At 68.1% G+C, this 22,762-nt stretch carries 19 protein-coding genes and 3 pseudogenes; 10 read left to right on the top strand and 12 right to left on the bottom strand.

Annotated features, from left to right (window positions below; all coding sequences use genetic code 11):
• Positions 1-893: 893 nt before the first annotated feature.
• Entirely contained in the window at positions 894-1,988 is a 1,095-nt protein-coding gene (locus ACFU53_RS13610; RefSeq protein ID WP_383990416.1) for a sensor histidine kinase, read from the bottom strand.
• A 10-nt stretch (positions 1,989-1,998) separates the two neighbouring features.
• On the bottom strand, positions 1,999-2,694 hold the full coding sequence (locus ACFU53_RS13615) for a response regulator transcription factor (protein ID WP_383990419.1): 696 nt from the start codon (positions 2,692-2,694) through the stop codon (positions 1,999-2,001).
• An 86-nt stretch (positions 2,695-2,780) separates the two neighbouring features.
• Here ACFU53_RS13615 and ACFU53_RS13620 point away from each other — a divergent pair.
• Positions 2,781-3,451: pseudogene (locus ACFU53_RS13620) on the top strand (M15 family metallopeptidase).
• A 23-nt stretch (positions 3,452-3,474) separates the two neighbouring features.
• Positions 3,475-4,554 (top strand): endonuclease/exonuclease/phosphatase family protein, encoded by a 1,080-nt coding sequence (locus ACFU53_RS13625; RefSeq protein WP_383990422.1) that lies wholly within the window; start codon positions 3,475-3,477, stop codon positions 4,552-4,554.
• Between the two features lie 557 nt (positions 4,555-5,111).
• On the opposite strand, the gene ACFU53_RS13630 is transcribed toward ACFU53_RS13625, so the two are convergent.
• A complete protein-coding gene (locus ACFU53_RS13630; protein WP_383990425.1) occupies positions 5,112-5,588 on the bottom strand; it encodes a hypothetical protein in 477 nt (158 codons plus the stop codon).
• A 349-nt stretch (positions 5,589-5,937) separates the two neighbouring features.
• On the opposite strand from ACFU53_RS13630, the gene ACFU53_RS13635 reads away from it, so the two are divergent.
• Entirely contained in the window at positions 5,938-9,600 is a 3,663-nt protein-coding gene (locus tag ACFU53_RS13635) for a hypothetical protein (RefSeq protein ID WP_383990428.1), read from the top strand.
• 533 nt (positions 9,601-10,133) lie between these two features.
• On the opposite strand, the gene ACFU53_RS13640 is transcribed toward ACFU53_RS13635, so the two are convergent.
• Together ACFU53_RS13640 and ACFU53_RS13645 are read right to left on the bottom strand one after the other, a co-directional pair.
• Positions 10,134-10,343: a hypothetical protein gene (locus tag ACFU53_RS13640; RefSeq protein WP_383990431.1), complete on the bottom strand. Its 210-nt coding sequence runs from the start codon at positions 10,341-10,343 to the stop codon at positions 10,134-10,136.
• A gap of 589 nt (positions 10,344-10,932) precedes the next feature.
• Positions 10,933-12,225, bottom strand: coding sequence for a P-loop NTPase fold protein (locus ACFU53_RS13645; protein WP_383990434.1), 1,293 nt, complete (start codon positions 12,223-12,225; stop codon positions 10,933-10,935).
• Positions 12,226-12,763: 538 nt separating this feature from the next.
• Here ACFU53_RS13645 and ACFU53_RS13650 point away from each other — a divergent pair.
• From ACFU53_RS13650 to ACFU53_RS13670, 5 genes and pseudogenes are all read left to right on the top strand, one after another.
• A complete protein-coding gene (locus ACFU53_RS13650; protein WP_383990537.1) occupies positions 12,764-13,693 on the top strand; it encodes a site-specific integrase in 930 nt (309 codons plus the stop codon).
• Complete coding sequence (locus ACFU53_RS13655) at positions 13,651-13,839, top strand: tyrosine-type recombinase/integrase (protein WP_383990531.1); 189 nt, start codon at positions 13,651-13,653, stop codon at positions 13,837-13,839. The genes ACFU53_RS13650 and ACFU53_RS13655 overlap by 43 nt, the downstream gene beginning before the upstream one ends.
• Positions 13,836-14,048: pseudogene (locus tag ACFU53_RS13660) on the top strand (helix-turn-helix domain-containing protein); the annotation flags it as partial. The gene ACFU53_RS13655 and the pseudogene ACFU53_RS13660, both read left to right, overlap by 4 nt.
• Before the next feature lie 10 nt (positions 14,049-14,058).
• A complete protein-coding gene (locus ACFU53_RS13665) occupies positions 14,059-14,268 on the top strand; it encodes a hypothetical protein (protein ID WP_383990437.1) in 210 nt (69 codons plus the stop codon).
• A 115-nt stretch (positions 14,269-14,383) separates the two neighbouring features.
• Positions 14,384-15,163, top strand: coding sequence for a class I SAM-dependent methyltransferase (locus ACFU53_RS13670; protein WP_383990440.1), 780 nt, complete (start codon positions 14,384-14,386; stop codon positions 15,161-15,163).
• A gap of 237 nt (positions 15,164-15,400) precedes the next feature.
• Here the strand turns inward: ACFU53_RS13670 and ACFU53_RS13675 are convergent, their stop codons facing one another.
• The 3 genes from ACFU53_RS13675 to ACFU53_RS13685 form a co-directional block, all read right to left on the bottom strand.
• On the bottom strand, positions 15,401-15,655 hold the full coding sequence (locus tag ACFU53_RS13675; protein ID WP_383990443.1) for a hypothetical protein: 255 nt from the start codon (positions 15,653-15,655) through the stop codon (positions 15,401-15,403).
• 421 nt (positions 15,656-16,076) lie between these two features.
• Positions 16,077-16,841, bottom strand: a complete 765-nt coding sequence (locus tag ACFU53_RS13680) for a class I SAM-dependent methyltransferase (protein ID WP_383990446.1) — start codon at positions 16,839-16,841, stop codon at positions 16,077-16,079.
• Positions 16,838-18,463 carry a GNAT family N-acetyltransferase gene (locus ACFU53_RS13685; protein ID WP_383990449.1) on the bottom strand — a complete coding sequence of 542 codons (1,626 nt, stop codon included), beginning with the start codon at positions 18,461-18,463 and terminating at the stop codon, positions 16,838-16,840. The genes ACFU53_RS13680 and ACFU53_RS13685 overlap by 4 nt, the downstream gene beginning before the upstream one ends.
• 112 nt (positions 18,464-18,575) lie before the next feature.
• Between ACFU53_RS13685 and ACFU53_RS13690 the strand changes: the two genes are divergently transcribed.
• The gene (locus ACFU53_RS13690; RefSeq protein ID WP_383990452.1) at positions 18,576-19,040 is read left to right on the top strand and encodes an Lrp/AsnC family transcriptional regulator; all 465 of its coding nucleotides are present in this window, start codon (positions 18,576-18,578) and stop codon (positions 19,038-19,040) included.
• Positions 19,041-19,241: 201 nt separating this feature from the next.
• Here ACFU53_RS13690 and ACFU53_RS13695 read toward each other — a convergent pair whose 3' ends face one another.
• A complete protein-coding gene (locus ACFU53_RS13695) occupies positions 19,242-19,598 on the bottom strand; it encodes a hypothetical protein (protein ID WP_383990455.1) in 357 nt (118 codons plus the stop codon).
• Positions 19,599-20,802: 1,204 nt separating this feature from the next.
• On the opposite strand from ACFU53_RS13695, the gene ACFU53_RS13700 reads away from it, so the two are divergent.
• Positions 20,803-21,621, top strand: a complete 819-nt coding sequence (locus ACFU53_RS13700; protein WP_383990457.1) for an IPT/TIG domain-containing protein — start codon at positions 20,803-20,805, stop codon at positions 21,619-21,621.
• A 127-nt stretch (positions 21,622-21,748) separates the two neighbouring features.
• Here ACFU53_RS13700 and ACFU53_RS13705 read toward each other — a convergent pair whose 3' ends face one another.
• From ACFU53_RS13705 to ACFU53_RS13715, 3 genes and pseudogenes are all read right to left on the bottom strand, one after another.
• On the bottom strand, positions 21,749-21,916 hold the full coding sequence (locus tag ACFU53_RS13705; RefSeq protein ID WP_383990460.1) for a hypothetical protein: 168 nt from the start codon (positions 21,914-21,916) through the stop codon (positions 21,749-21,751).
• Between the two features lie 110 nt (positions 21,917-22,026).
• Positions 22,027-22,325 (bottom strand): annotated as a pseudogene (locus tag ACFU53_RS13710) (hypothetical protein).
• Between the two features lie 103 nt (positions 22,326-22,428).
• The gene (locus tag ACFU53_RS13715; protein ID WP_383990463.1) at positions 22,429-22,761 is read right to left on the bottom strand and encodes a hypothetical protein; all 333 of its coding nucleotides are present in this window, start codon (positions 22,759-22,761) and stop codon (positions 22,429-22,431) included.
• Position 22,762: the final 1 nt, after the last annotated feature.

Genomic DNA, 22,762 nt, shown 5'->3' on the forward strand with positions numbered 1-22,762 from the left:
AGACCGCAAACCACCAGCCCCGTCACCGCCCAAGCCACGATCCGAAACGGAACACGACTCAAGTGGCGACGGGAGAACTCAAAACCGGCTCACTAGCTTGGCTACGTCTGCGACACGGTGCTGCCGGGTTCGCTGCCACACGGCGATGCAACGCCGCTTGTCGGCAGCGAGGCGCTGCGGCGACGCGCAACACCGGTGAGCGCGCCCCGACCCCCTGCCGCGTCCGCGCCGCCCATCCCGCCCTCCCCCTCCCTCAACTCCAGCAGGGACATGGGCGAAACCCGCCGCAACGGGGATGTCAGACCCCCGACCACGCCCATACGCCCATACGCCCATAGTGACCTGGGGCGAACCTGCGGACGCCGGCAAGTCCCGCGCAACATCCACCGCAACGCCCAGCGCAACAGATAGGCGCAACGCTCTGCGCAATATCTGTCTCAAGGCCCGGTCAGCGGTCCAGTGCGGGCAGGTGGGCGCGCCGGTGTCGAGCATGATGCGGCCGACGGTCTCGTGCACGGCAACGCTGTCGGCGCCGATGACGGTCTCGATCCCGCCGATCACCAGCCGCTTGGGCCGCAACCAGCGGAAGTACACGACGACCTCCCCAAGGGAACCCGCCTCGGCCGCGGCCGCCTCATGCCCCGGCCCAGGGCTTTCGTGAAGGCGATTTCGATGGTCCGGCCCTGTTGACCGAGCAGCATCTTCAGTTCAGTGGCGTCGGAGCCGAAGCCGAATCGGTCGTGCGTGTGTCCGGAGAAGGACGCCGGAAACATCCGAATTGCTTCGATATTCTCGAAATAATGACGGTGCCTTCTGTGAAGATGCCAGTCCCCTGCCCTCAGTGCTCTTGTCGCAGATTTATTGTGGTGGCCGCGTATCAATTCTCTGATTTTTCACCTGTCGGTGTGCGGGGCTGTCGCGGGTAGTTCAACAGTGATGCGAATCCCGCCGGCAGGGCGCGGGGTGAGGGTGAGGGTTCCGTCGTGTGCCTGGGTGATGGTCTTGACGATGGCCAGGCCGAGGCCGACGCCTGCCTGATCGGTGTGGATGCGTTCGGTGCCGCGCTGGAAGGGTTCGGTGAGGGTCGAGGCCAGCTGTGGGGTGAGCTGCTCGCCGGTGTTTTCGACAGTGAGCACCACGGTCTTGGGGCGGACGCTGGTGTGGATCCGTACGGTGCCGTGTTCCGGCAGGTTATGGACGATCGCGTTCTGTACGAGGTTCGTGGTCAGCTGCAGCAGGAGCGTCGAGGATCCGATCGCGGGGGCGATGTCGCCGTCGGTCTCGAGGGTGACGAGGTGCTTTTCCGCGAGGGGGAGAAGCGTTTCGGCGGCTTCTTCCGCCAGGAGGGACAGGTCGACGTGTTCTCGGGTGAAGGACCGCTGGTTGGCGCGGCTGAGCAGGAGCAGTGCCTCGGTGAGGTCGATGGCTCGGGTGTTGACGGCGTGTAGGCGGTCGACGAGTTCGCCGGTGTCGTGGTTCGGATCGGTGCGGGCCACGTCGAGCAGTGCCTTCGAGATCGCCAGCGGGGTGCGCAGCTCGTGGGAGGCGTTGGCTGCGAATCTCTGCTGTTCGGCGACGTGTGCTTCGAACTGCGCGAGCATGGTGTCGAAGGAGTCGGCGAGTTCGCGGAACTCGTCCTTGCGGCCCGGTAGCCGGATTCGGTGGGAGAGTGACCCGTTCGTGGCCATGCGTGTGGCGTTGGTGATCCGGGTCAGCGGGGCGAGCATGCGGCCGGCGAGGATCCACCCTCCCCCGAGACCGAACACCAGCAGGAACGCCAGTACTGCGGCTGCCCTCGGCGCGAAAACCTCCAGGAGGACGGACCGGACGGGAAAAACACCATTCGCGGGCTTGTCATCGGGGTTGATGAGCATCGCACGGTCGGGGACATAACGGAGGAGGAACACCCACACCGCCGCGAGCAGCACGGAACCGGCAAGCATGAGGAATCCGGCGTAGCTGAGGGTGAGTTTGAGGCGAACGCTCAAACCAGCGGCTCTATTCACAGTCATCTCCCTCGTGTCCGGCCTCCGGTTGCGTGTCGATGCGGTAGCCGACGCCTGGCACGGTGGCGATGATCCAGGGTTCGCCGAGACGCTTGCGCAGTGCCGAGACGGTGATGCGCACGGCATTGGTGAACGGGTCGGCGTTCGCATCCCACGCGCGTTCCAGGAGTTCTTCGGCGCTGACGACACCGCCTTCGGCGGCTACGAGGACTTCGAGCACGGCGAACTGCTTCCTGGTCAGCGCGACATAGCGGCCGTCGCGGTAGACCTCGCGGCGGAACGGATCCAGCCGCAGACCTGCGATCTCTCGCACGGGCGGCCTGTTGTGCACGCGTCGACGGTCGAGTGCTCTGAGCCTGAGCACGAGCTCTTGCAGCTCGAAGGGCTTCGTGAGGTAGTCGTCGGCGCCGAGCCCAAACCCGGTGGCCTTGTCGTCGAGCCGGTCGGCCGCGGTGAGCATGAGGATCGGCATGCCGCTGCCGGAGGCGACGATGCGTTTGGCGATCTCGTCACCGGACGGTCCGGGAATGTCGCGGTCGAGGACGGCGATATCGTAGGTGTTGATGCTCAGCAGTTCCAGAGCGGTGTCGCCGTCACCTGCGATGTCGGCCGCGATCGCTTCGAGGCGTAGGCCATCGCGGATGGCTTCTGCCAGATAGGGCTCGTCCTCGACGATCAACACACGCATGCTCCGAGGCTACGAGTCGGCGCATATCGTCGGTATATCGAAAACCACATACGTGTCGGCAACAACGCGCTGCCTTGACTGGCGGCATGAATCGAACCCCGCCTTCCGCACGAACACCGACCCGCCGGATTCGATGGCTCCTCGTCGTCGGCCTGACAGTCGTCAGCGCAGTGATCACCACAGCCCTCGGCTACCAGGGGTCGAATTCCTCGTCCTCCTCGGCGCCCTCGCCTTCCTCGGCCTCCTTGTCCCCCTCGGCCCCCTTGGCTGCACCGCCCTCGCATACTGATCGCAGTGAGCACCGTGGTGCGCTCGGCGAGGCCGGCGGTGTCGTCCCGACGGCGTGACGGTCTCCGATGACGCGATTCCGGCGGTCGCCAAACTCGATCCGGATCTACTCAAGGCCCTCCGCCAGGCTGCGATGGCTGGCGCGGACGACGGAGTCGAGTTCTACGTCAACGGCGGCTGGCGTTCCCTGGAGTATCAGACGCAGCTTCTTCGCAAGGCGGTCTCCAAGTACGGGTCGGAAGACGAGGCCGCCCGATGGGTGGCCACCGCGGCGACGTCTCCTCACGTGTCGGGGGACGCGGTCGACATCGGGCGCTCCGATGCGACGGCGCGGCTGTCCGAGCATGGCGCCGAGTACGGCCTGTGCCAGATCTACAAGAACCCTGGCACTACGAACTACGCGATGCGATCGGTCGTGGTTGCCCGCGTATGTATGCCGACCACCCAGGACCCGAGGATGCAGCAGTGACCGGCCGTGAACGAGGACAGACGATGACGCAGGTGGACACAACGGAGACCGGACAGGCCGACGCCGACCGCCGGGATACCGGATCCTGTGCCTGGCGCGCGCGCATCCGGCGGGCGATCCGCATCGGCTCCCGGCCGGGGCCCTGGAAGCGCGGCCCGGTGCTCGCGGCGCTGGCCCTGCTTCTGGGCCTGTTCATGCTGTTGCACGCGAAGATCCCAAACCGGACCGGTGGACTCGGCAGCCTGGTGGAGACCTTCCTGCCGTGGTTCGGTCTGTTCTTCCCGGTGCTGCTGGCCGGGGCGCTGTGGCGCCGCTCCGCCTCCGCGGTGATCGCGCTACTGCTGCCGGTCATGGTGTGGCTGAACCTCTTCGGCGGGCTGCTCGGCGACAAGTCCCACCCAGGCAGTGACCTCACCGTGGTCAGCCACAACGTCGGCGCCGACAACCCCGACCCGGCCGGCACCGCCCGCGACCTGGCCGCCTCCGGTGCGGACGTGCTGGCACTGGAGGAGATCACCTCGCAGGCCCAGGGCACGTACGAGAAGGAGCTGGCGAAGGCGTACCCGTACCACACGGTGCAGGGCACGGTCGGACTGTGGAGCAAGTTGCCGCTGTCCAACACCCAGCCGGTCGACATCAAGATGGACTACGGACCGCTGGCGGACACCAAGCCGCTCGACGTCAAGATGGCCTACAACCGGGCGCTGCGCACCACGGTGGCCACGGACCACGGGCCGCTGGCGGTCTACGTGGCCCACCTGGGGTCCGTACGCGTGAATCCCAGGGCGGGCTTCTGGACGGACTCGCGGGACAGAAACGCGCAGGCGCTCGGTGAGGCCATCGCCGCCGAGCAGAACAAGCGGGTGGTGCTGCTCGGCGACCTGAACGGCACCATGGACGACCGCGCGTTCGCCGACATCAACTCGCAGCTGCACTCGGCCCAGGACGCGGCAGGGGACGGCTTCGGCTTCACCTGGCCCGCGAAGTTCCCGGTGGCGCGGATCGACCAGATCCTGGTCCGCGGCGTAGCGCCGGAGAGCTCGTGGGTGCTGCCGGCCACCGGCAGCGACCACCTACCGGTGGCAGCCGGAATCAGCTGGTGAACGCCGCGCAAAGCCGACGGAGGGGATCGGCCGACGAAGCCGGCCCCAGCGCCACGGAAACCGGGCTGGTCTCCGAGCAGGGGAACCTCCATGCCCCTGCCCCGCGACACCGGCCTCGCGGCCGCCGCACTCTCCGCCCTCGCCGCGCTGCTCACCCCGACCACCACCTCCTACGGCGCCGAGCCCGGCGACCGGGTGGTCCTGCCCGTCCGCGACGCCCTGGCCGCACTCACAGTCCCGGTCACGAGACTCGTCGAGGCATTTCTGGGCGTTGACGTTCTTGATGGTCACCACCGAAAAACCCGTCGTCGTTGGTTCCCGCGTCGGATAGTTCCCAGCGCTGGTTGCTTGCCGGGCTGCTGCGACAGTCCAACAGCTGTACGCGAGTGCGGTTGGCGGTGCCGGCCTTGTGGAGTTCCAACACCTTGCCTTCTGACGCGTCGGGGCAACGGCTGTGAAGCGATCCGGTAACCACAGCGAACCGGGTGGCGGCCCTGCCTGGGACCTGGTTACCCAAGGCCCAGGCAGGGTGCCTCAAGGGGGCTCAGGAAGCACCGTCAAGCGTTCGGATTGCGTCCGGAGGTCCCACCCGTAGTGCAGCCGCCGTTCCTGACGCAGATCACAACCTGCAGGTAGGCGATGTTGTAGCCGTCGGACAGAGAGAGGTCGTTGTACGTTGTGTTGTCCCCCGTGTCGCACCCGGAGTAATCCCAGCGCTTGGTGTCCGTGAACCAGACCCCACCGTTGGTTCGGGTGACTCGGAAATATGCGTAGACGGGGTTGGAGTCGCAACCCCAGTCGGAGACGATGAGGTCGATGTTCGATGCCCGGCCAGGTCCGGTCCAGTCGAATGTCGCCCCGCCATAGCCGTAGCCGGCGGACGCGTAGATCAATTCCGCATCCGCCTTCTGTGTGTTCGCCGCTGCCGTTGGCGCCAGGAAAGCAACGACAGCAGCGAAGGCTGCGGTCAGGGCGGCAAGACCTGTGGCCCAGCGTCGGACGTCTCGTTGGCGATGTTTCGATACACCTTCCATGTGCTGCCTTCTTTCGCTCGATTCTTGGGTGTTCCCGTAAACCAGCCCTACCGGGAAGGCCGTGTCGTGTTCGGGGTTCCGGGAATACTCCGGACCCCCGATCCCAGGCTCCCGAACCCCGCGCCCCCGTACGCCGGCCCTGCTAATTTCCGGGCAGACCAACAGGGCTTTCCCCTTCCGGAGCGGTCCCCCGCACCGCTGGCATCACCGAGTTCAGCGGCCGGCGCATTGTTCGGCAGTGCTGTTCCGGGGGCCAAACAATGGCCGGGCGCGATCTTTTCCGGCCCGTGGTGGGTGCGTAGGTTGACGGTCCGGTCGGGTGCGGGGGTGGCTGGAGGGGGTTGTGCCTGTGGCGGGACGTCGTGAGGTGCCGGTGGACCCGGGTGCGGGTCCGGTGCAACGGTTCGCGTTCGAGCTGCGGAAACTTCGGGCGGAGGCGGGCGGCATTACCTACCGGGCGATGGCCGAGCGGGCCGCTTACTCGGTCACCACCTTGTCGCAGGCGGCGGCGGGCGAGCAGTTGCCCACGCTGTCGGTGGCCCTGGCCTACGCAGCGGCGTGCGGGGGCAACCCGGTGGAATGGGAGGCCCGGTGGAAGCAGGCGGTGGACGAAGCAGCCGCCACCTCAAGCCCGGAGGACGACGGCGAGGGGACGGATCCTCCGTACCGGGGGCTGGCACGGTTCGAGCCCGACGACAGCGGCCTCTTTTTCGGCCGGGACCGGCTCACCGCCGACCTGCTCGATCTGCTGCGTCGCCGGCGCTTCGCGGCAGTGTTCGGGCCGTCCGGCAGCGGCAAGTCTTCCCTGCTGCGCGCCGGCCTGATCCCTGCTCTCCAGCACGCCCAGGAGCGGGACTTACGCCCGGCGGCGATCCGGATCCTGACCCCCGGCGACCAGCCGACCCGCACCCACTCCGCTCTCCTCGCCCCGAACGGCACCGGCAGCAGCACTGGGGCGGACACGTTCGTGATCGTCGACCAGTTCGAGGAGGTCTTCACCCTCTGCCACGACCCAGTCGAACGGGCCCGCTTCATCGACCTCCTCCTTGCCGCCCGGCAACCGGAGAGCCGGCTGCGGGTCCTGCTCGCGGTGCGAGCCGACTTCTACGGCCGCTGCGCCGAGCACCGCGACCTGACCGACGCGCTGCGCGACGCCAATCTGCTGGCCGGTCCGATGAGCCCGGCGGAACTGCGCGAGGCCATCGTCAAGCCGGCCACGGCCACCGGCCTGACCGTGGAACGCGCCCTGACCGCCCGGCTCGTCGACGAAGTCGCCGACGCACCCGGCGGGCTGCCGCTGCTCTCCCACGTGCTGCTGGAGACCTGGCGCCGCCGCCGAGGGAAAACACTGACTCTCGCCGGGTACGAGGCAGTCGGCGCCCTGGACGGCGCGATCGCCAAGACCGCCGAAGAGCTCTACAGCCGGTTCACCGAAGAGCAGGCGGCCGCGGCCCGCCGCGTGCTGCTGCAGCTGGTCGCCCCCGGCGAGGGCACCCCCGACACCCGCCGCCCCGCCGACCGCACCGGACTGCAGGCCACCGGCCGACCCGAGGCCCCCCAGGCCCTGGAGGCCCTGGCCCGCGCCCGCCTGCTCACCCTCAACGACACCATCGTCGAACTCGCCCACGAAGCCCTCATCACCGCATGGCCGCGACTGCGCGGATGGATCGAGGAGGAGCGTGAACTGCTCCGGGCCTGCCGGCGGTTGACCGAAGCAGCCGCTGAGTGGGAGCACCAGGGGCGCGACGACGGATTTCTCTATCAGGGACCGCAGCTGGATGCCTGGGACGGCAGACCGCTCGACTGGCTCAATGAGCGGGAGCACGCCTTCCTGTCCGCCGCCCGCAGGCAGCGAGCCCGCCAACGGGCCGCGGGCCGAAGACGGATGGGCGTGCTCTTGACCAGTCTGGTCGCGGTGGCGGCCGCGATGACGGTGTTGGCGTCCCTGGCCATGGTCCAGACCGGTCGCGCGCGTGAGGAACGCAGCGTGGCCTTCTCCCGTCAGCTCGCGGCGAACGCCCGCGCCCAGCTGGAGCTGGATCCGGAGCTCGCTTTGCTGCTGGCCCGGCAGGCGTATCGGGTGCGACCCACCGCGGAAGCGGAGGCGGTGCTGCGGCAGGCCACGGCTGACTCCCGGATCCGTTCGACGATCCCGCCCGCACATGGCGGGAAGTCCTGTGGTGCGGCCTTCAGCCCGGACGGCCGGCATCTGGCGACCAGCGGGGCCGACGGCACTGTACGGGTCTGGACGCTCCCGCCGCATGACGGAGCACCGGCCGACCCCCTGACGTCGCGCGGCCACCAGGGGGAGGCATGGAGCCCGGTGTTCAGCCCGGACGGGCGGTGGGTGGCCAGCGGGGGCGTCGACGGCACCGTGCGGATCTGGCGCTGGCAGGACCACGGCCCGACCGTCGTGCTGCGCGGCCACACTGCCCCCGTGTGGGGCGTGGCGTTCAGCCCCGACGGGCGCCGTATCGCCAGCGCGAGCGACGACGGCACCGTGCGGGTGTGGAACACCACCGGGCGCGGGCCCGTGGCGGTTCTGGCGCAGCCGGGGCGTGCGCTCGGGGTCGCGTTCGGCCCCGATGGGCGGCGCCTAGTCGTCGGTGTGAGCGACGGCACCGTGCGGATCCAGAATGCCGACGGGAACGGGAAGGCCGTGGTGCTACGCGGCGACGAGAACACGGTGGAAGACGTCGCCTTCAGCCCCGACGGGCGGCGGGTGGCCAGTGCCTCCACCGACGGCACCGTACGCGTGCGGCCGGCCGACGGCACCGGGGAGCCGGTGGTGCTCCGCGGCCACGATGGTACGGCGGAGGGCGTGACCTTCAGCCCCGACGGCCGCCGCGTGGCGAGCACCGGCAACGACGGCACTGTGCGGGTGTGGAACGCGGACAGCGGCACCGGTCCCCTGGCACTGCGCGGTCACCGGGGCACCGTATGGACCGCGGCCTTCAGCCCCGACGGGACACGGATGGCCAGCTCCGGTGACGACGGCACCGTGCGGCTGTGGGATGTGACCGGCACTGGGAATCCTGTGGTCCTCGGCGGCAGCCGGTATCCCGTGTGGAGCGTGGCCTTCAGCCCCGAAGCGGACCGTCTCGTCACCGGCGGCAGCGACGGCACGGTGCGGGTGTGGCCGACCGGCGGCGGCAGCCCCCTGTTCACCGGACGAGGTCACGCTGGCGATGTTTCCGGCGTGGCCTTCGCACCCGACGGGCGGCGCGTCGCGAGCGCGGGAACCGACGGCACCGTGCGGCTGTGGGATGTGACGGGCCGCGTGCGCCCTGTGGTCTTCCGCGGTCATCGGGGTTCGGTGTGGGGCGTGGCCTTCGCACCCGACGGGCGGCGCGTCGCGAGCGCGGGAACCGACGGCACCGTGCGGCTGTGGGATGTGACCGGCACCGGGAATCCTGTGGTTCTCCATCCCCGGCAGGGCGCGGTGCGGTCCCTGGCGTTCAGTCCCGACGGACGACATCTGGTCAGTACCGGGACCGACGGCACCGCACGGCTGTGGGACACGGCGTCCCCGAGCAAACCGCTGGTGTTACGCGGCCATCTAGAGCTGGTCTGGAGTTCGGCATTCAGCCGGGACAGCAGGCAGCTGGCCACCGCCGGCAACGACGGCACCGTGCGCATATGGGATGTGACCGGGCGGGCCCGTGACGAACCGCTGGTACTGCACGGTCACCAGGGTCTGGTGTGGAGCGTGGCATCCGGCCCCCGCCCCGGACAGTGGACGACCAGCGGCAACGACGGCACCCTCCGGATCTGGGATCCCTCACGCACCAGAGAACCGATCACGTTCCGCGGCTTCGGCGCCTCCGTCGAAGGCATCGACGCCAGCTCCGGGACCCAGCGCCTCGCGACCGCACACGACGACGGCACAGCCCGGGTATGGCGGTGCGAGGTGTGCGGACCCATCGACCAGGTACTTCACCTCGCCCAACAACACACCACCCGAGAACTAACCACTGAAGAGCAGGCAATCTACCTCCAGGACCGAACATAGCCGTCGTTTCCAGGCGCCCGGCAGCGACTCCATCCGACGGCGCCATCGGTTCGTCCGGGCAGGCGGCCGCCTGGGCGACCAGGGCCTGCCCAAGCGGACAGAGGTTAAAGACAAAGGAGGAACACAAGCAGCATCGGCAAGATCCAAGCACGCATCAAAGTGACGCAGGCTATCGATGAGTCGAAATGCTCCTCGGACTGATGCGACGAGTGGCGTGGTGTGTGCGCGAGTGTGCGGCAAGACGCCGAAGACTAGCAGGCGCGGCAACCCTCTTCACCAGGGATTACGCGGGGGATTTCGGGTGGGAATCGGCTGGCGAGTCCGCGCCGGGGTGTGGGAATCTGTGGAAGAGTCCGACGGGAATCCGACTCCGTCGGCGGACCGTCACAAAAGATCGAGGTCAGTGTCGTTCTCGACAGTGGATCCCGAGAACGCGTCGAGACACATTTGGCGTACGACGGGCATGCGTGAACCGCCACCGGTGATCACGACCAGTTCGGGTTTTGCCGGGCCGAGCAGGCCGTGGACCTCCGTCAGGACGTCCGCGAAGCCTGGAGTTCCTGGAGGCGCACACCGGTCCCCGTGAACTGGGATTCCTTCATCCGACGGCACAGAAGCCGCAGCATTTCCTGCGAACCGTCCTCGTCAAGGGCCTTGGCGAAATTCTCGTTTCCCGCGAACGCCTCCCGCACCATTTTGACAAGACGCTGGTCGATCAGTGCGCAGCCCAGGTCAAATCCCACCGGAAGGTTCTGTGGGATCAGGTCCTCGACGAACGTGAAGTCGGTCGTGGAAGAGCCGATGTCAACGACCAGTACCCGGTCCAGTCAGCGTGCCTCACGTCGTCCGGCTCTCCGGTCCCTGACGTGTACGAGCGGCGGACTGGGACTCCGCCACGAGCCGCACAGGCACGTCCATCGACGAGAAGTGTTGCGGTACGTCGCCACCGATTCGGCATCCCAGCCCGTGGGATGGCCGACATACACCAAGCAGCCCCGCCGGACTTTGGGGTGCCGCGAGAAGAACTCGGCGAGGAGGATTTGCGCGAACCGCACAGCATCCGGTGGGGCCAGGCTCTCCGGGTTGGGTCGCGTCTTGAAATTGACGCTGAAGTGCAAGACGTTCTTCGCCAACACGGCCGCTTCACCGATGACATCCCGGTAGGCCCCTTGATCCAGGCGTTCGCGCCCCAGGGCTGTCACGATGGCTGCGCCGTCGGCTCCCCTCGTGTACACCCGTGCCTCGCTGCGCCCGTGCGTCGGCGGCCAGCACAGGGAACTCTCTCCGTCCCCAAGGTCCAGGCCGACCGAGTACCGGACGTCAGGATCCATTTCATGCACCACGAGCCACCGACTCATCAGCGGCCGACCCACCAGTTACTGTCAGCACCTCGGTCAGCAGTTTGATCACGGTAGGCGTCGGCGGCAGAGGGAAATCGAAGCCATTGCGCCGCGACGATACGGCGGCGATCAGCCGCCGTACCCCAGGGCTGTTCTTGGCGAGCTCCGCGTCCCGGCCACCGAGTTCATTGCTCTCGAACTCGGCCTCATCGAACCGCGCCCAGACACCGGCATCGCTCTGGAGGGCGGAGAAAAAGTCCGGATACTTGATCTGGAACGCGAGCAGGGTGCCTGCGTGCAGCAGCCGATCGCGCTCCGGCGGTTCGCCATGATGATGCAGCATGAGGGCCACATGATTCAGACCGTTGACGAAGCGACGCACACGGCGCGGATTGGCTGAGAAGGCGACCTCGATGAGTTCCCAGAGCTCACGCGAGCCAGTCAGCACAGGGTCCGTGACCTCGTTGCGAAGGTGTTGGTACAGGGCCTCAAACGGGATCCCTGGCAGATGGAACGGAAAGTGGATCAGCTTCTCCAGGTACTGCCGGCCGCGCGCCCCGTCCGTACGTTCGCTGTCGAACCGTTTGGCAGCGGCCTCTGCGACAACCTGATAGTCCATGGCGAGGACAAAGGCGCATGACCCCTCTCCCAGAAAGAGCTTCAGCGAGTCGAGCACGGTGATCGCCGCATCCTCGGTGCAGCGGTCCAAATCGTCGATGAACAGGACAAGCCGACCGCCGTCCGTGTAGGTGTTTACGACGTCCCTGAAGTCCTGTTCAAAGCGATTGACGTGCAGATAGGTGTCCACGCCAGGTGCGGTGAGGACAGTCTGAGCGGCGTCCACGTCCTCGGGTGTCAGGAACCCCGCCGTGAGGGGGCCAGCTGCCCGGCGGGCGAGCAGCCAGGCTGCTGCCTGGCTCAGTTGTTTGACGGTGTCCAGGGCCTTGGCGAGGCGCTCGTTAAGCGTCTCCTCGCCTGACTCCCGTCGCTTGTCCAGGTCGTGGGCGATCTCGCTGAGTACGGTCTGGATGAGGGCGTGCCAGATCTCGTCCTTCTGGTCGTACTTCCAGGGGTTGAACCAGACGGTCCGGATGTTGCGCGCTCTCAGCAAGCCCTCACAGACCTTCATAAAACTCGACTTGCCCATCCCCCAGGGCCCGAAGACCCCGATGGTCAAGGGCAAGCCTTCAGCAGTCGCAATCGCGTCGCAGAGCACCTTGGCATGGGTACTGAACCCGAAACGATCTCCGTCCGGTCCCGCAATCGGGTTGTCAGGCAGCAGCATGGTCCCCCTCCCCCAAACCGCCGCACGGCCCCAGGTCACAGTGACCAAGCGCCATCGGCAGGTTACTCATAGTGCCCCAGTGGGCCATTCAGCGAGAGGGACTTGTCGGATAAAGCCGGAGACTCGGTGAGGAGGCCGCAGCAGCGCCGCACCACGCGGGCGAGCCGTCCGTCGCCACGACGTCCCGCCAGCTCGGGGGAGACGCAAATAGCGCACCCCCGGAATACTGCCTCTCCACCAGGTAGACGGCAGCGTGGAAGCGGCGGAGTACCGGTGTGGATGCGCCCCCGACCACGTACGGCCGGTCGATGGCGTCGACCACGACCATTCTGTGTCAAGTCTGCGCGTGTTGGGTGAGCAATAGTCCTCGAGTTCCGTGTGCGTCCGTAGCTCCCTGGCGCGACTGAGAGTGCCTGGACCTGGGCCTGTTACCTCGTTCGGGTGACTGCCGACCGTTCTGACCCAGCCTCGTCCGTGGTGCGCAAGTCTCATTGCTGTCGGGATTCCTTCAGTCTGGGTGAAGTCGTGGAGGCGTGGGTTGGCTCTGGCCGTAGTGCGCGATCTGCGCGAGTACCGGGCGCCGGTGAGCGAGGAGGAGCTCGCCGAGTTCGAGACCGATGTGCTGTCGGGCTTCGTGCTCGCGCGGGCATCGGCCGGTCTGGTCGACAGCACCATCCGGAACGACACCAACCATCTGGAGCTGATCCGAGACTGGTTCGGCCGTCCGTTGTGGGAGATGGAGCCAGCTGACGCCGACGTCTATTTCGGCAAGGTGCTCCGCGACGCCATACCGTCGACCCGGACCGGTCGGGCGGGCGCGTTGACGGTGTTCTTTCAGTTCCTTGAGCTGCGCCACAAGGTCGAGCTGCACAACCTCACCGGCCGTGTGGTCGAGTGCCCGCTGGACGAGATGAACCGGCCCCGGGCTGCGGTGGAACCGCAGCTGCGTATCCCGCCCAGCGAAGCAGAGATCGAGGAGCTGTTCGCCGGATGGCGCGAGGAGCTGGTGACCTGCCGCAAGTTCGGTCCGGCCGCCCGCAATTACGCGGTCGCCCGGCTGGCGGCGGACGTGGGACTGCGGATCAACGAGGCACGGATGCTCGACCTGGACGACGTCCGGTGGGAGTTGGGCTGGTTCGGCAAGCTCAACGTCCGGCACGGCAAGGGCTCCCGAAGGCGTGGACCGAAGCCGCGGCTGGTGCCGCTGATCAACGGCGCCGACCGCAACCTGCGGTGGTTCATCGAGGACCTATGGGGCCACTTCGACGCCGACCACACCCGGTCCGGTGCCCCGTTGTTCCCCTCCGAGCGCAAGAACCGGGACGGCTCCGGCTCGCGGGCGACCGCCGACGTCTTCCGCCGATCGCTGACCGAAGCCGCCGCCCAGCACCTTCCCACCTGGGCCGGGAGCTCACTCCGCACGCGCTGCGGCGCTTCTGCGCCTCCCAGCTCTATCTCGCCGGTATGACCTTGTTCGCGATCCAGGAGTTACTCGGACATACCAGGACCGGCACCACGGCCCGGTATATCCACGTCCACGGCACCCATGTCGAAGATGCCTGGGTCGCGAGACAGCAGCGCGCCACCGACCGATGGAAAGGACTGGCCCGATGAAGTGGAACCTCCGTCTGGCGGCTGCCAACCGCGGCATCTGGAAAGCCAGCGAACTCCAGCGGATGCTCGCCGAACGCGGCGTGGTGATCAGCGCGGGAAAGATGTCGGGCCTGTGGTCCGGCCAGCCGAACACCGTCAAGCTCGACGAGCTGAACGTCATCTGCGCCGTGCTCAGCTGTGGCGTCGAGGAACTGCTGCTGCCCGAGCCGGGAGCACCTGTTGCACCAAGGCGTCTACCTTGAACGCATCCGCGGTGACCGGGTACTGCACGAGGCGCTGACCGTCGGCGCCGATCCGCTGCACCTCGCCCTGGTCTTCAACCTGTCCCACACCGCCGCGAGCCGCTACGCGACCATCGCCCAGAACCTGCTCGACGATCAGCCGGGAGTCCGCCGAGATGCGGTCGGAAGGGAGAGCGGGCGCTCTTGACGGCTGTCGAGGAGCTGCCCTTAAACCAGTGGCGCCCCCGTCGACGAGCCTCATAGCTTGTGCGTTCGTGACTGATGATCCGAAGACGCGCCCGAGCCGACACGACCTCGGCGGAGTGTTCAACGAGGTGCCGGAGCTCTACGACCGGGTCCGGCCGGGATACCCCGACGAGTTGTTCGCGGACCTTGGCTCCATCACCGGCATGGACGAACGGTCGTCGGTGCTGGAGGTGGGCTGCGGTACCGGTCAGGCGACGCGCTCGCTGGCAGCGCTCGGATGCTCAGTGACCGCCATCGAGCGGGGCGCAGACATGGCCGCACTCGCTCGCCAGCGGATCGCCTCCTTCCGCAACGTCGAAGTCGAGACGTCGATGTTCGAGGAGTGGGACGACCGCAGTCGACGCTTCGATGTGCTCGTGGCTGCATCGTCGTGGCACTGGGTCGACCCGTCGATCGGCTGGCAGCGAGCGCACGACGTGCTCTACCCCGCAGGCTGGATGGCACTGCTCGGCAACGTCGTTGTCCGCCGACCGGGAGAGCCGGAGGTGTACGCCGAGACCGCCGATCTCCACGAGCGGTTCTTCCCCGGGAACCCCGGCTGGGGTCATCCTCCTTTGGAGGACGACGTGCGCACCACCGACAAGGGCTGGGGCCTGGTCGAAGATCCCGGCGGATTGTTCGGCCCAACGATCGTGCGCTGGTACCCGACCGTTCAGTGGTTCAACGGGGACGGCTTTGCCGATCACCTTCGCTCATTGTCGCTGTACCGGAGACTCGACCGCGACGTCCGTGAGCCCCTGCTCGATGCAATCGCCGAGCGCATCCGCACGCGGATGGGCGACCGAGCACCACGCCGTTACTTGAGCGTCCTCCGTGTCGGACAGCGCGCCGAGTGAGCCCAATGGTGAAGGACCTGCCGCTTCAGCGGCAACGGACCCACCGCACTTTCATGCCTGCCTGCCGAAAACGCCGTGGGTTCCCAGTGAAAGCACGTCAGTCACGCTGAACTCACGGCCGACGTGCCGTTAACGAGCGGCGATCCAGGTGACAAGTAACCCGCCAGTAGCTTTCAGGTCCAAGGTCGGCCCCCTTGCCGGGACGTGGCGAGGGGGCCGAGTGGTGTGCGTTGGTGTTCAGGCCGCGGCCACCTCCGGTTTCGGCTCAGGATCGGTCGGGGTGGGGACCGCGAGTTGGAGGCGGCTGCCCATGGCCTCGGTGACGAACTGTTCGGCGAAGGCCACTTCGGTCCGCCACACCTCCCATGCCGCAGCGACGACCCTGGGGTTGTCCGTGGCGCCGTCGAAGTCCTCGTCGGAGTCGGCAGTCGAGGAGAAGAGGGCCAATGCGTCCTGCCCGGCCAGGTCCCGCCGGAACCAGCGGCGTTCCACATCGGCGAGGTGTGGACCAGGCCGAGGAGCGAAAGCGTGGACGGTTCCACGGACCGCAGGTACAACTCCGGGCCCAGGCCGGAGCACTTCAACTGCAGTGTGGCGCGCTGGGCGCTCAGGACATCGATGAGCATCCGCCGTTCGTCGCCGGTCGTAGGGCCGGTGAACCGGCGATCGCTGTCGGCGCCGCCGAACAGTTCGGCTCGGGATCGCTCATGTCCGCCCTTCCGTTCGCGCTGTGCGCGCGACCGTGACCGCCACGGTCGCGTACCGCATGGTTAAGCCGCCACCCATCGTCTCTGGCCGACGCCGGGCACCTGCTGTTCGCCAACCGGGAAGGCACCGAGCCAAGACCGCGGCCGTCCGCGCGGTCGTCACCCCACGGTCATCGCCGGTGTCGCACGAGAGCCATGAATGCCCGTCAGGGCTTCACAGCGTGGAGGATCCGCATCCCCCTGGAATCTGCGGCGTCGTGGCGGACGTCCAGTCCTGCCGCCCGGCACTGTTCGATCAGCCAGGAGGACGCGAGTCGCAGCTTGGGGTAGCTGCTTGCCTGTTGCTGCCAGGAGCCGTTCGTCCGGGTGTGGAGCAGGTCGTGGACGATCACCGTGTCCTCGTCGCGGTATTCGAGGAAGCAGGTGAGCAGCCGGTTGTCGCTGCTGCGGACCGGGATGAAACGGTTCGTGCCGCGCAGCTCCGCTGTGAGATCGCGGTAGGTGACGACGAGATGGCCGCCCGAGACGAGGGCACGGTTGATGTGGCCGAGCAGCACGCGGACGTCCGACTTGGACGGGAGGTGGGGAAGCGTGTCACCCATGCAGACGACTGCCGCGACCGTGCCCGGCTCGGCCGCCTCGGGCAGCACGGTGCGGATGTCGCCGTGCACCGGCCGTACCGCCTCGGCGCCCCGGACGTACGAGACGAGTTCGTCGAGCAGCCGGCGGCTGGTGTCCACGGCGATCACGGGGGAGAAGCCGAGGCGGATCAGGGCCAGCGTCTGTGCACCGGAGCCGCAGCCCAGGTCGATGGCTGTCCCGTCGTCTTCGGTCCCCGCCAGGCCGAGTTCCGCGAGCAGCGCGGCCTGCCGGTCGGCGACCTCGTGGACATCCCCGCCCAGCATCCAGGTGTAGTGCTCGGCGAGCAGCCGGTCGTAGTGGTCGACGGTGGTACCCGCGTCGGGGGTCATGGCGTGCTCCTTCGGGTTGTCTGTCCGCCGGTCTGCGCGAGCAGCGAGGCGTCGGGCCAGGTGAAGCGGAGCTTGGCGGGGGAGCCGGCGAGCCGGGACGCTACGCCACCGGGGGGCGAAACCGGTGTTTTCTCGACGCAGGTGCCGCCCAGGGCTCGGTAGAACTCCTGGGCCGCCGTGTTCTGTTCGAGCACCCACAGGTAAATGGCGTTGCTCCTCGCGCGCTCGGCAACGGCCTCCGCGGCGCGGGAGAGCAGCGCGGTGCCGAGGCCCGTTCGTCGGCGGTGCTGGGTGACGTGCAGGTTGTCGATGAGGCTGCCCCAGCGGCCGTCCTCGTCGAAGACCACGTGGACGAACCCCGCAAGCCCGGTGTCGTCCTCGGCCACGACTGTCACACTGCCGCTCGGGGCGGAGAAGCGCGAGGACCAGACGGCCCGCCGGTCGGCCACCACATCGCCGTCCAGGAACGCGTCGGAGTACGCGCCGCGGTAGTGCCGACGCCAACTGTCGGCGTGCAGCAGTGCCATGTTCTCGGCGTCACCGGGCCCCGCTGCCCGGAACCGTAACGACGCCGTGGGTGAGCCGGTGGGCCCGGAGGTGGCGCGCAGGCGACGCCGGGCCAGTTCGCTCGCCGCCTGCGCCGGGGTCTGGCCGTGGCGCTGCGCGGTGTCCAGCAGGTCGTCGACGGTGTCCTCGATGGCGCGGACCCGTACGCGGGCCTCGTCGGCGCTGACGCGGTGAAGTTCGGTGCTGATGGCGTTGATGACTCCTCCCGCGCTTGCGACATAGTCCGGCACCCAGAGGATGTCGCGCTGGTGCAGTAGGTCTGCGACATCCGGCGTGGCGAGCTGGTTGTTCGCCGGTCCGACCACGGCACGGCAGCGGAGATCCGCCACGGTCCGCCTGGTCAGGGTGGAGCCGAGAGCTGCGGGGACCACGATGTCCACGTCCGCGGCGAGGATCTCGTCGGGCGACCGCCAGACAGCGCCGAGCTCGTCGCTGATCTTCTGTCTGTCCGGGTCGATGTCGGTCACCGTCAGGGCGGCTCCCTCGGCCGCGAGGAGGCGGGCGAGGTCGGCGCCGACCCGGCCCAGCCCGACCACGGCAAGAGCGCGGCCGCTCAGGCTCGAGGTGCCGTACAGCCGCCGGTTGACGGCCCGCAGCGCAGCAAGCGTCCCCCGCGCGGTGTGTGGGGACGAGTCGCCGCTGCCGCCCAGATGGGCCGGTCGGCAGAACACATGGGGGGTCGTTTCCCCGATCAACGCCATGTCGTCGGGGCTGGTCCCGACATCCGGCCCGGCCGCGTACACACCACCCAGCGACGCGATGACGTCCGCCACGTCGTGCAGCACGTCGCGGCGCCGGTCGGCATCGAGTTCCCTCCCTTCCGGCATGGCTACGACGGCCTTCCCACCGCCGCTGGGCAGCCCGGCCACAGCGAACTTCGAGGTCATCGCCGCCGACAGGCGAAGGGCGTCGGCGAGGCCGTCCCGCCAGTCGGGGTAGTGCCAGAGCCGGAGGCCGCCGGCCGCCGGACCGAGCGCCGTCGAGTGAACAGCCACGATCACCGGTAGCCGGGAGCGCCGACCGGTGTGGATCGCGACCTGCTCATGATCGAGCATGAGTCCGCCAGTCCCTTCGTTGCCCGATTCGATGACGTCATACTGGACGGCTGACTCGCTGGTGAGGCACTTGGCCGAACGTTTGGCTGAAGATCGGGTACGGTAGCCGGCCATGGATGAACTTGATTCGGAGATCGTCCGGCTTCTCCAGACAGATGCACGGCAGTCCAACCGCGAACTCGCCCGGCAGCTCGGCATCGCCCCCTCGACCTGCCTGGAGCGGGTTCGGGCGCTCCACCGCCGGGGAGTCATCCGCGGCTACCACGCCGACATCGATCCCGCGGCCCTCAACCGCGGCGTTCAGGCGCTCGTGTCGGTTCAGGTCCGCCCTCTCAGCCGCGCCGTCATCGACGCCTTCAAGGTCTTCGCCAGCGGCCTGCCGGAAGTCCTCCACGTCTTCGTACTCTCAGGGGGCGACGACTTCCTCCTTCACGTCGCCGTTCAGGATCTGGACCACCTGCACGCCTTCCTCACCGACCGGCTCAGCAAGCGCGGAGAAATCACCGGCTTCCGCACCTCGGTCATCTTCCAGCAGGTGAGCAACACCGCCCCCGCACGCCTTCCCACGCGCAACTAGGCACCGTCCGGGGGCGATCCAGGTGGAGCAGAGCTGGCGGCGCAAGGTGTCGTAGGTCCACCGACGGCACAACGCGCCATATGCGTGCCGCAAGCTCAGAAGACTTCCCCGCCCGCCGGACGGAAGGGCATCTGACCAGGTATTTCTCCGTCTCCCCGGCAGGTTCGAACCTGCGACACCCGCTTTAGGAGAATGTCCGGCTCAGCTCCGCGGGCCGGGGAACGCCCGGACAGTCCCGGCGATCGATGTCGCCTCGACGGAGCTGTTCGTTCTCCACTCCAGCACTTGTACGACGCGGGCGAGCTGCTGGACCTGCGCTTGGAGCTGGGCACGCTCTTCCTTCGCACGGGTCAGCGCGGCACGCAGGGCCTCGTTGTCATGGTGTAGACGATCAGCGATGGCCGGACGGCCGGCCAGGGCCAGGGCATAGAACAGATCTTTGAGCCCGGTGTGCTTGTGGGTGAGCTTGTTATGGCGAAGCCCGGCCTCGGCGGCGAGGGACTTGATGGTCAGCTTGCCGTCAGACCGAAGCGGCGCGCCAGCCAGGAGCCTGATCATGGCGTCAGTGATGGCCTGATCTCGGCCTTTTCCTGGGCGGAAGCGGTGGTCTCGGTCAGCACGGAACCGATGGCGGCGGCTACCTGAACAGGGGACTCTGAGAGTTGGCTGGTTGTGGTTGTCAAGGGGTGCTCGTCGGATGGGCGCGGTTGGCTTCGTGCTGGCTGATGATTGGGCTCCCGGCTGTGCACGCTGTGCGGAGCCGCGCAGGAGCTGACGCCTCTGCTGCGCGGCTTCGACCACATCACCGACTCCGCCCCCGACGACTCCTGACCCCTGCCGCCGCACCGTCGGCGGCCTGGAGCGGCGGGCCCCGCCCTGCGCGCAACACCGGCGAGGCGCTCCGATCCCCGGCAGTGGCCGCGCCACCCATCCCGCCCTCCCACTCCTCAACTCCAACCAGGGACACGGGCGAAAGGGGCCGCAACAGGGATGTCAGCACCCCGACCACGCCCACACGCCCGCGGTGACCTGGGCGAACTCCAGGACACTGGGAAGGGTCGCGCAACTTTCATCGCAACACCTAGCGCAACAGATAGACGCAACATCTGCGGCAACAGCGGTGCGGCGCTGAGGCGGCTTGTGCCGCTGCCCGGGCGCGGGCCGGCTGCCGCAGCCGCGTGCCCGTCCCGCGCGCCGTCCGCAGTGTGTTCCGGCCGCATCACCCGCCCGGGCCAGCCGTGCGGGAGGGCGAGTGTACGACGATCGGCGGGCTCAACACGCTCCGCAGGTGACACTCACTTCCAGGCTGGATGTGAACCGCCTGGCGGACTTTGTTGCCGCTTCAGCGGGCCGTCACAGACCGCGTGTTACCCCGTTCGGGTGACATCCTGGAAAGAACCCTTGTCTGTGCACCCGGCCGCAAAGTATCACTGAAATACCGGCAGGCAGCCCATCCACGCCGGAAGGCGTGACATCTCGCATGTCCGCCGGTCTGCGGAGCTGCCTCAGCTCTTTACGGCGTCGTGATGCCCCCATTGACGCGGCAAGCAGGCCACACGGTGGCCCCCGCGCAGGGCCACTCTCACTCAGTCAGCCGTTCCGATGCGTGCCGTAGTGAGCAGACCCATTTCTGACATTGGGTGACGACGCCACAGGCGTTTTCAGTCGCTCGCGTTCAGGAGTCGAGGCGACCTGCTCGGTGTAAACGTACACCGGCGGCATCGAGCGGATCATGCACCGACCACTCCTTCAGGAGACCTCCATGTCAGTGAATCTGCTGCCTGTCCTGCCCCCCGTCCTCACGCAGCCGACCCTGTTCGCTGCCGTTCCGGGCTTCGGGTCCACCGCAGGCGGGAACACGGTGCTGCTCATCGGCGCCAACCTCGGCGGAGCCACCTCGGTCACCTTCGGCGGTACGCCGGCCACCATCGTGTCCCAGGACCCGCTCGGCTTCCTGCTCTACGTCACCGCGCCGGCGCACGCTGCGGGCAACGTCCCGGTCATCGTTACCACGGCCGCCGGGGCGAGCACTCCCGCGAACTACACCTACATCGCCCCGCCGGTGCCCCCTCCGCCGACCGTCGTCGGTATCACCCCGCAGTTCGGACCGGCGAGCGGCGGGACGCCGTTCACCATCGTAGGCACCAACCTCACGGGCGCGTCGGTCACCTTCGGCGGTGTACCGGCCACCAACATCCACGTGATCGCCGGGGTGGTGTTGACCGGCCTGACGCCTCCCGGGGCTGCGGGCAACGTCGCGGTTCAGGTGACCACCCCGGCGGGCAGCGTGACCGTTCCCGGGGGCTTCACCTACGTCTCCCCCGCACCGCCGATCGCGGTGTCCATCACCCCGGTGACCGGGTCGATCACGGGCGGCACGCCTTTCGTGATCATCGGGACGAACCTGACCGGTGCTCAGGTGACCATCGGCGGTGTGGCCGCGACCAACGTCGTCGTCGCCCCGACCGGAACCGTCGTCGCCGGTCTGACTCCTCCCGGAGCGGCTGGTAACGCTTCGGTCGTCGTCACCACTCCCGCGGGCAGCACAACCGTGACCGGCGGGTTCACGTACACCGCCTAGGTGCGCTGTCCCGGGACGTCGGTGACACGCGTGCTGGGTGCTTGAGCAGGTGAGGGCCTTCTGGCTCGGTGTGGACCGCGGATCTGCACCGGCAGCCGGAAGGCCCTCATACGCTGCAAACAGACACTCATTCACGCAGCACTCCACTGGTGCGCGCGGCCACCGCGCCACTCGATCCACCGGTCGTCGTCCAGGATCTGCCGGAATTCTGGATGCCCGAGCCCTCGAGGAACACCACCAGATCGTGATCACTGTAGGCGGTGCCGAGGAGCTCGTCCCGGCCCTGGGAGTGCACGGTGACTCTCCGGCCAGCCGCGCGGGAGGGCGGATGTACGACAATTGGCGCGCTGCTCACGATTCCCAGCCTGCCCCGGGCAGGCCCGCCCGGCGAGCCCGCTGCGGCAGTCAAGGGCTATCGCCGGAGCAGTAGAAGCGGCACGTCACGCCGGGGCCCCGGGGTGCGTGGTGCGTGTTCGCCAGGGCGCGGGTCGGACAGCGCGTGGCCACCGGGCCACCGCGACAGCTCAGTGGACAGGGGCGGCGCCGTCATCGACTTCCTCCGGCCCCCAGCCCGTGAGGTCCAGCAGCAGTCCGTCCAGCGGCCCGCCGATGAGCGCGGTGTACGTCTCGTGCGGCAGCGGGCCGGGGTCAGGGTCGTCGTGGCCGTGACCCCGGCCGCGCAGCAGCTGCTCATCTCCGTTCATCCGACCAGCCTTCCAGCCGCCACCGACAACAAGATCCGTCAGCACCGGCCCCCAACGCTGTTCCGGCGATCAGCCAGCTTTTTGGGCTTCGTGACCCAAGGACTCAGGTGGTGCGCCGGGGCTTGCGCGGTCCAGTCTTCTTCGTGATGGTCTTCTTCGCCATGGTCTTCCTGGCGGGCGCCTTCGCCGTCTCCTTGGAGGCAGCTTTCTTCTCGGGCATCTCGTGGACCGTGGCGGCGTCGCCCTCGCCCTTGGCGCGTCTGGCCTGTGCCTTGCGGACGCTCGCCTGCAGGGCAGCCATGAGGTCGACGACCTCCCCGGCCGGTGCCTCCGGCGCCGACGTGGTCGGTGCCGCACGGCCTTCGGCCTTCGCCTCGATCACCGCCGTCAGCGCCTGCCGGTACCCGTCCTTGTAGCCGGTGACGTTCCCGGCCAAG

The organism is Streptomyces sp. NPDC057474 (genome assembly GCF_042802555.1).
Classification (GTDB): Bacteria; Actinomycetota; Actinomycetes; order Streptomycetales; family Streptomycetaceae; genus Streptomyces.

Excerpts from the sequence above, each read along its gene's own strand:
- ACFU53_RS13630 (WP_383990425.1), bottom strand. The coding sequence starts at position 5,588 with ATGGAAGGTGTATCGAAACATCGCCAACGAGACGTCCGACGCTGGGCC.
- ACFU53_RS13615 (WP_383990419.1), bottom strand. The coding sequence starts at position 2,694 with ATGCGTGTGTTGATCGTCGAGGACGAGCCCTATCTGGCAGAAGCCATC.
- ACFU53_RS13695 (WP_383990455.1), bottom strand. The coding sequence starts at position 19,598 with ATGATCAGGCTCCTGGCTGGCGCGCCGCTTCGGTCTGACGGCAAGCTG.
- ACFU53_RS13690 (WP_383990452.1), top strand. The coding sequence starts at position 18,576 with ATGGATGAACTTGATTCGGAGATCGTCCGGCTTCTCCAGACAGATGCA.
- ACFU53_RS13700 (WP_383990457.1), top strand. The coding sequence starts at position 20,803 with ATGTCAGTGAATCTGCTGCCTGTCCTGCCCCCCGTCCTCACGCAGCCG.
- ACFU53_RS13680 (WP_383990446.1), bottom strand. The coding sequence starts at position 16,841 with ATGACCCCCGACGCGGGTACCACCGTCGACCACTACGACCGGCTGCTC.
- ACFU53_RS13685 (WP_383990449.1), bottom strand. The coding sequence starts at position 18,463 with ATGCTCGATCATGAGCAGGTCGCGATCCACACCGGTCGGCGCTCCCGG.
- ACFU53_RS13645 (WP_383990434.1), bottom strand. The coding sequence starts at position 12,225 with ATGCTGCTGCCTGACAACCCGATTGCGGGACCGGACGGAGATCGTTTC.
- ACFU53_RS13625 (WP_383990422.1), top strand. The coding sequence starts at position 3,475 with ATGACGCAGGTGGACACAACGGAGACCGGACAGGCCGACGCCGACCGC.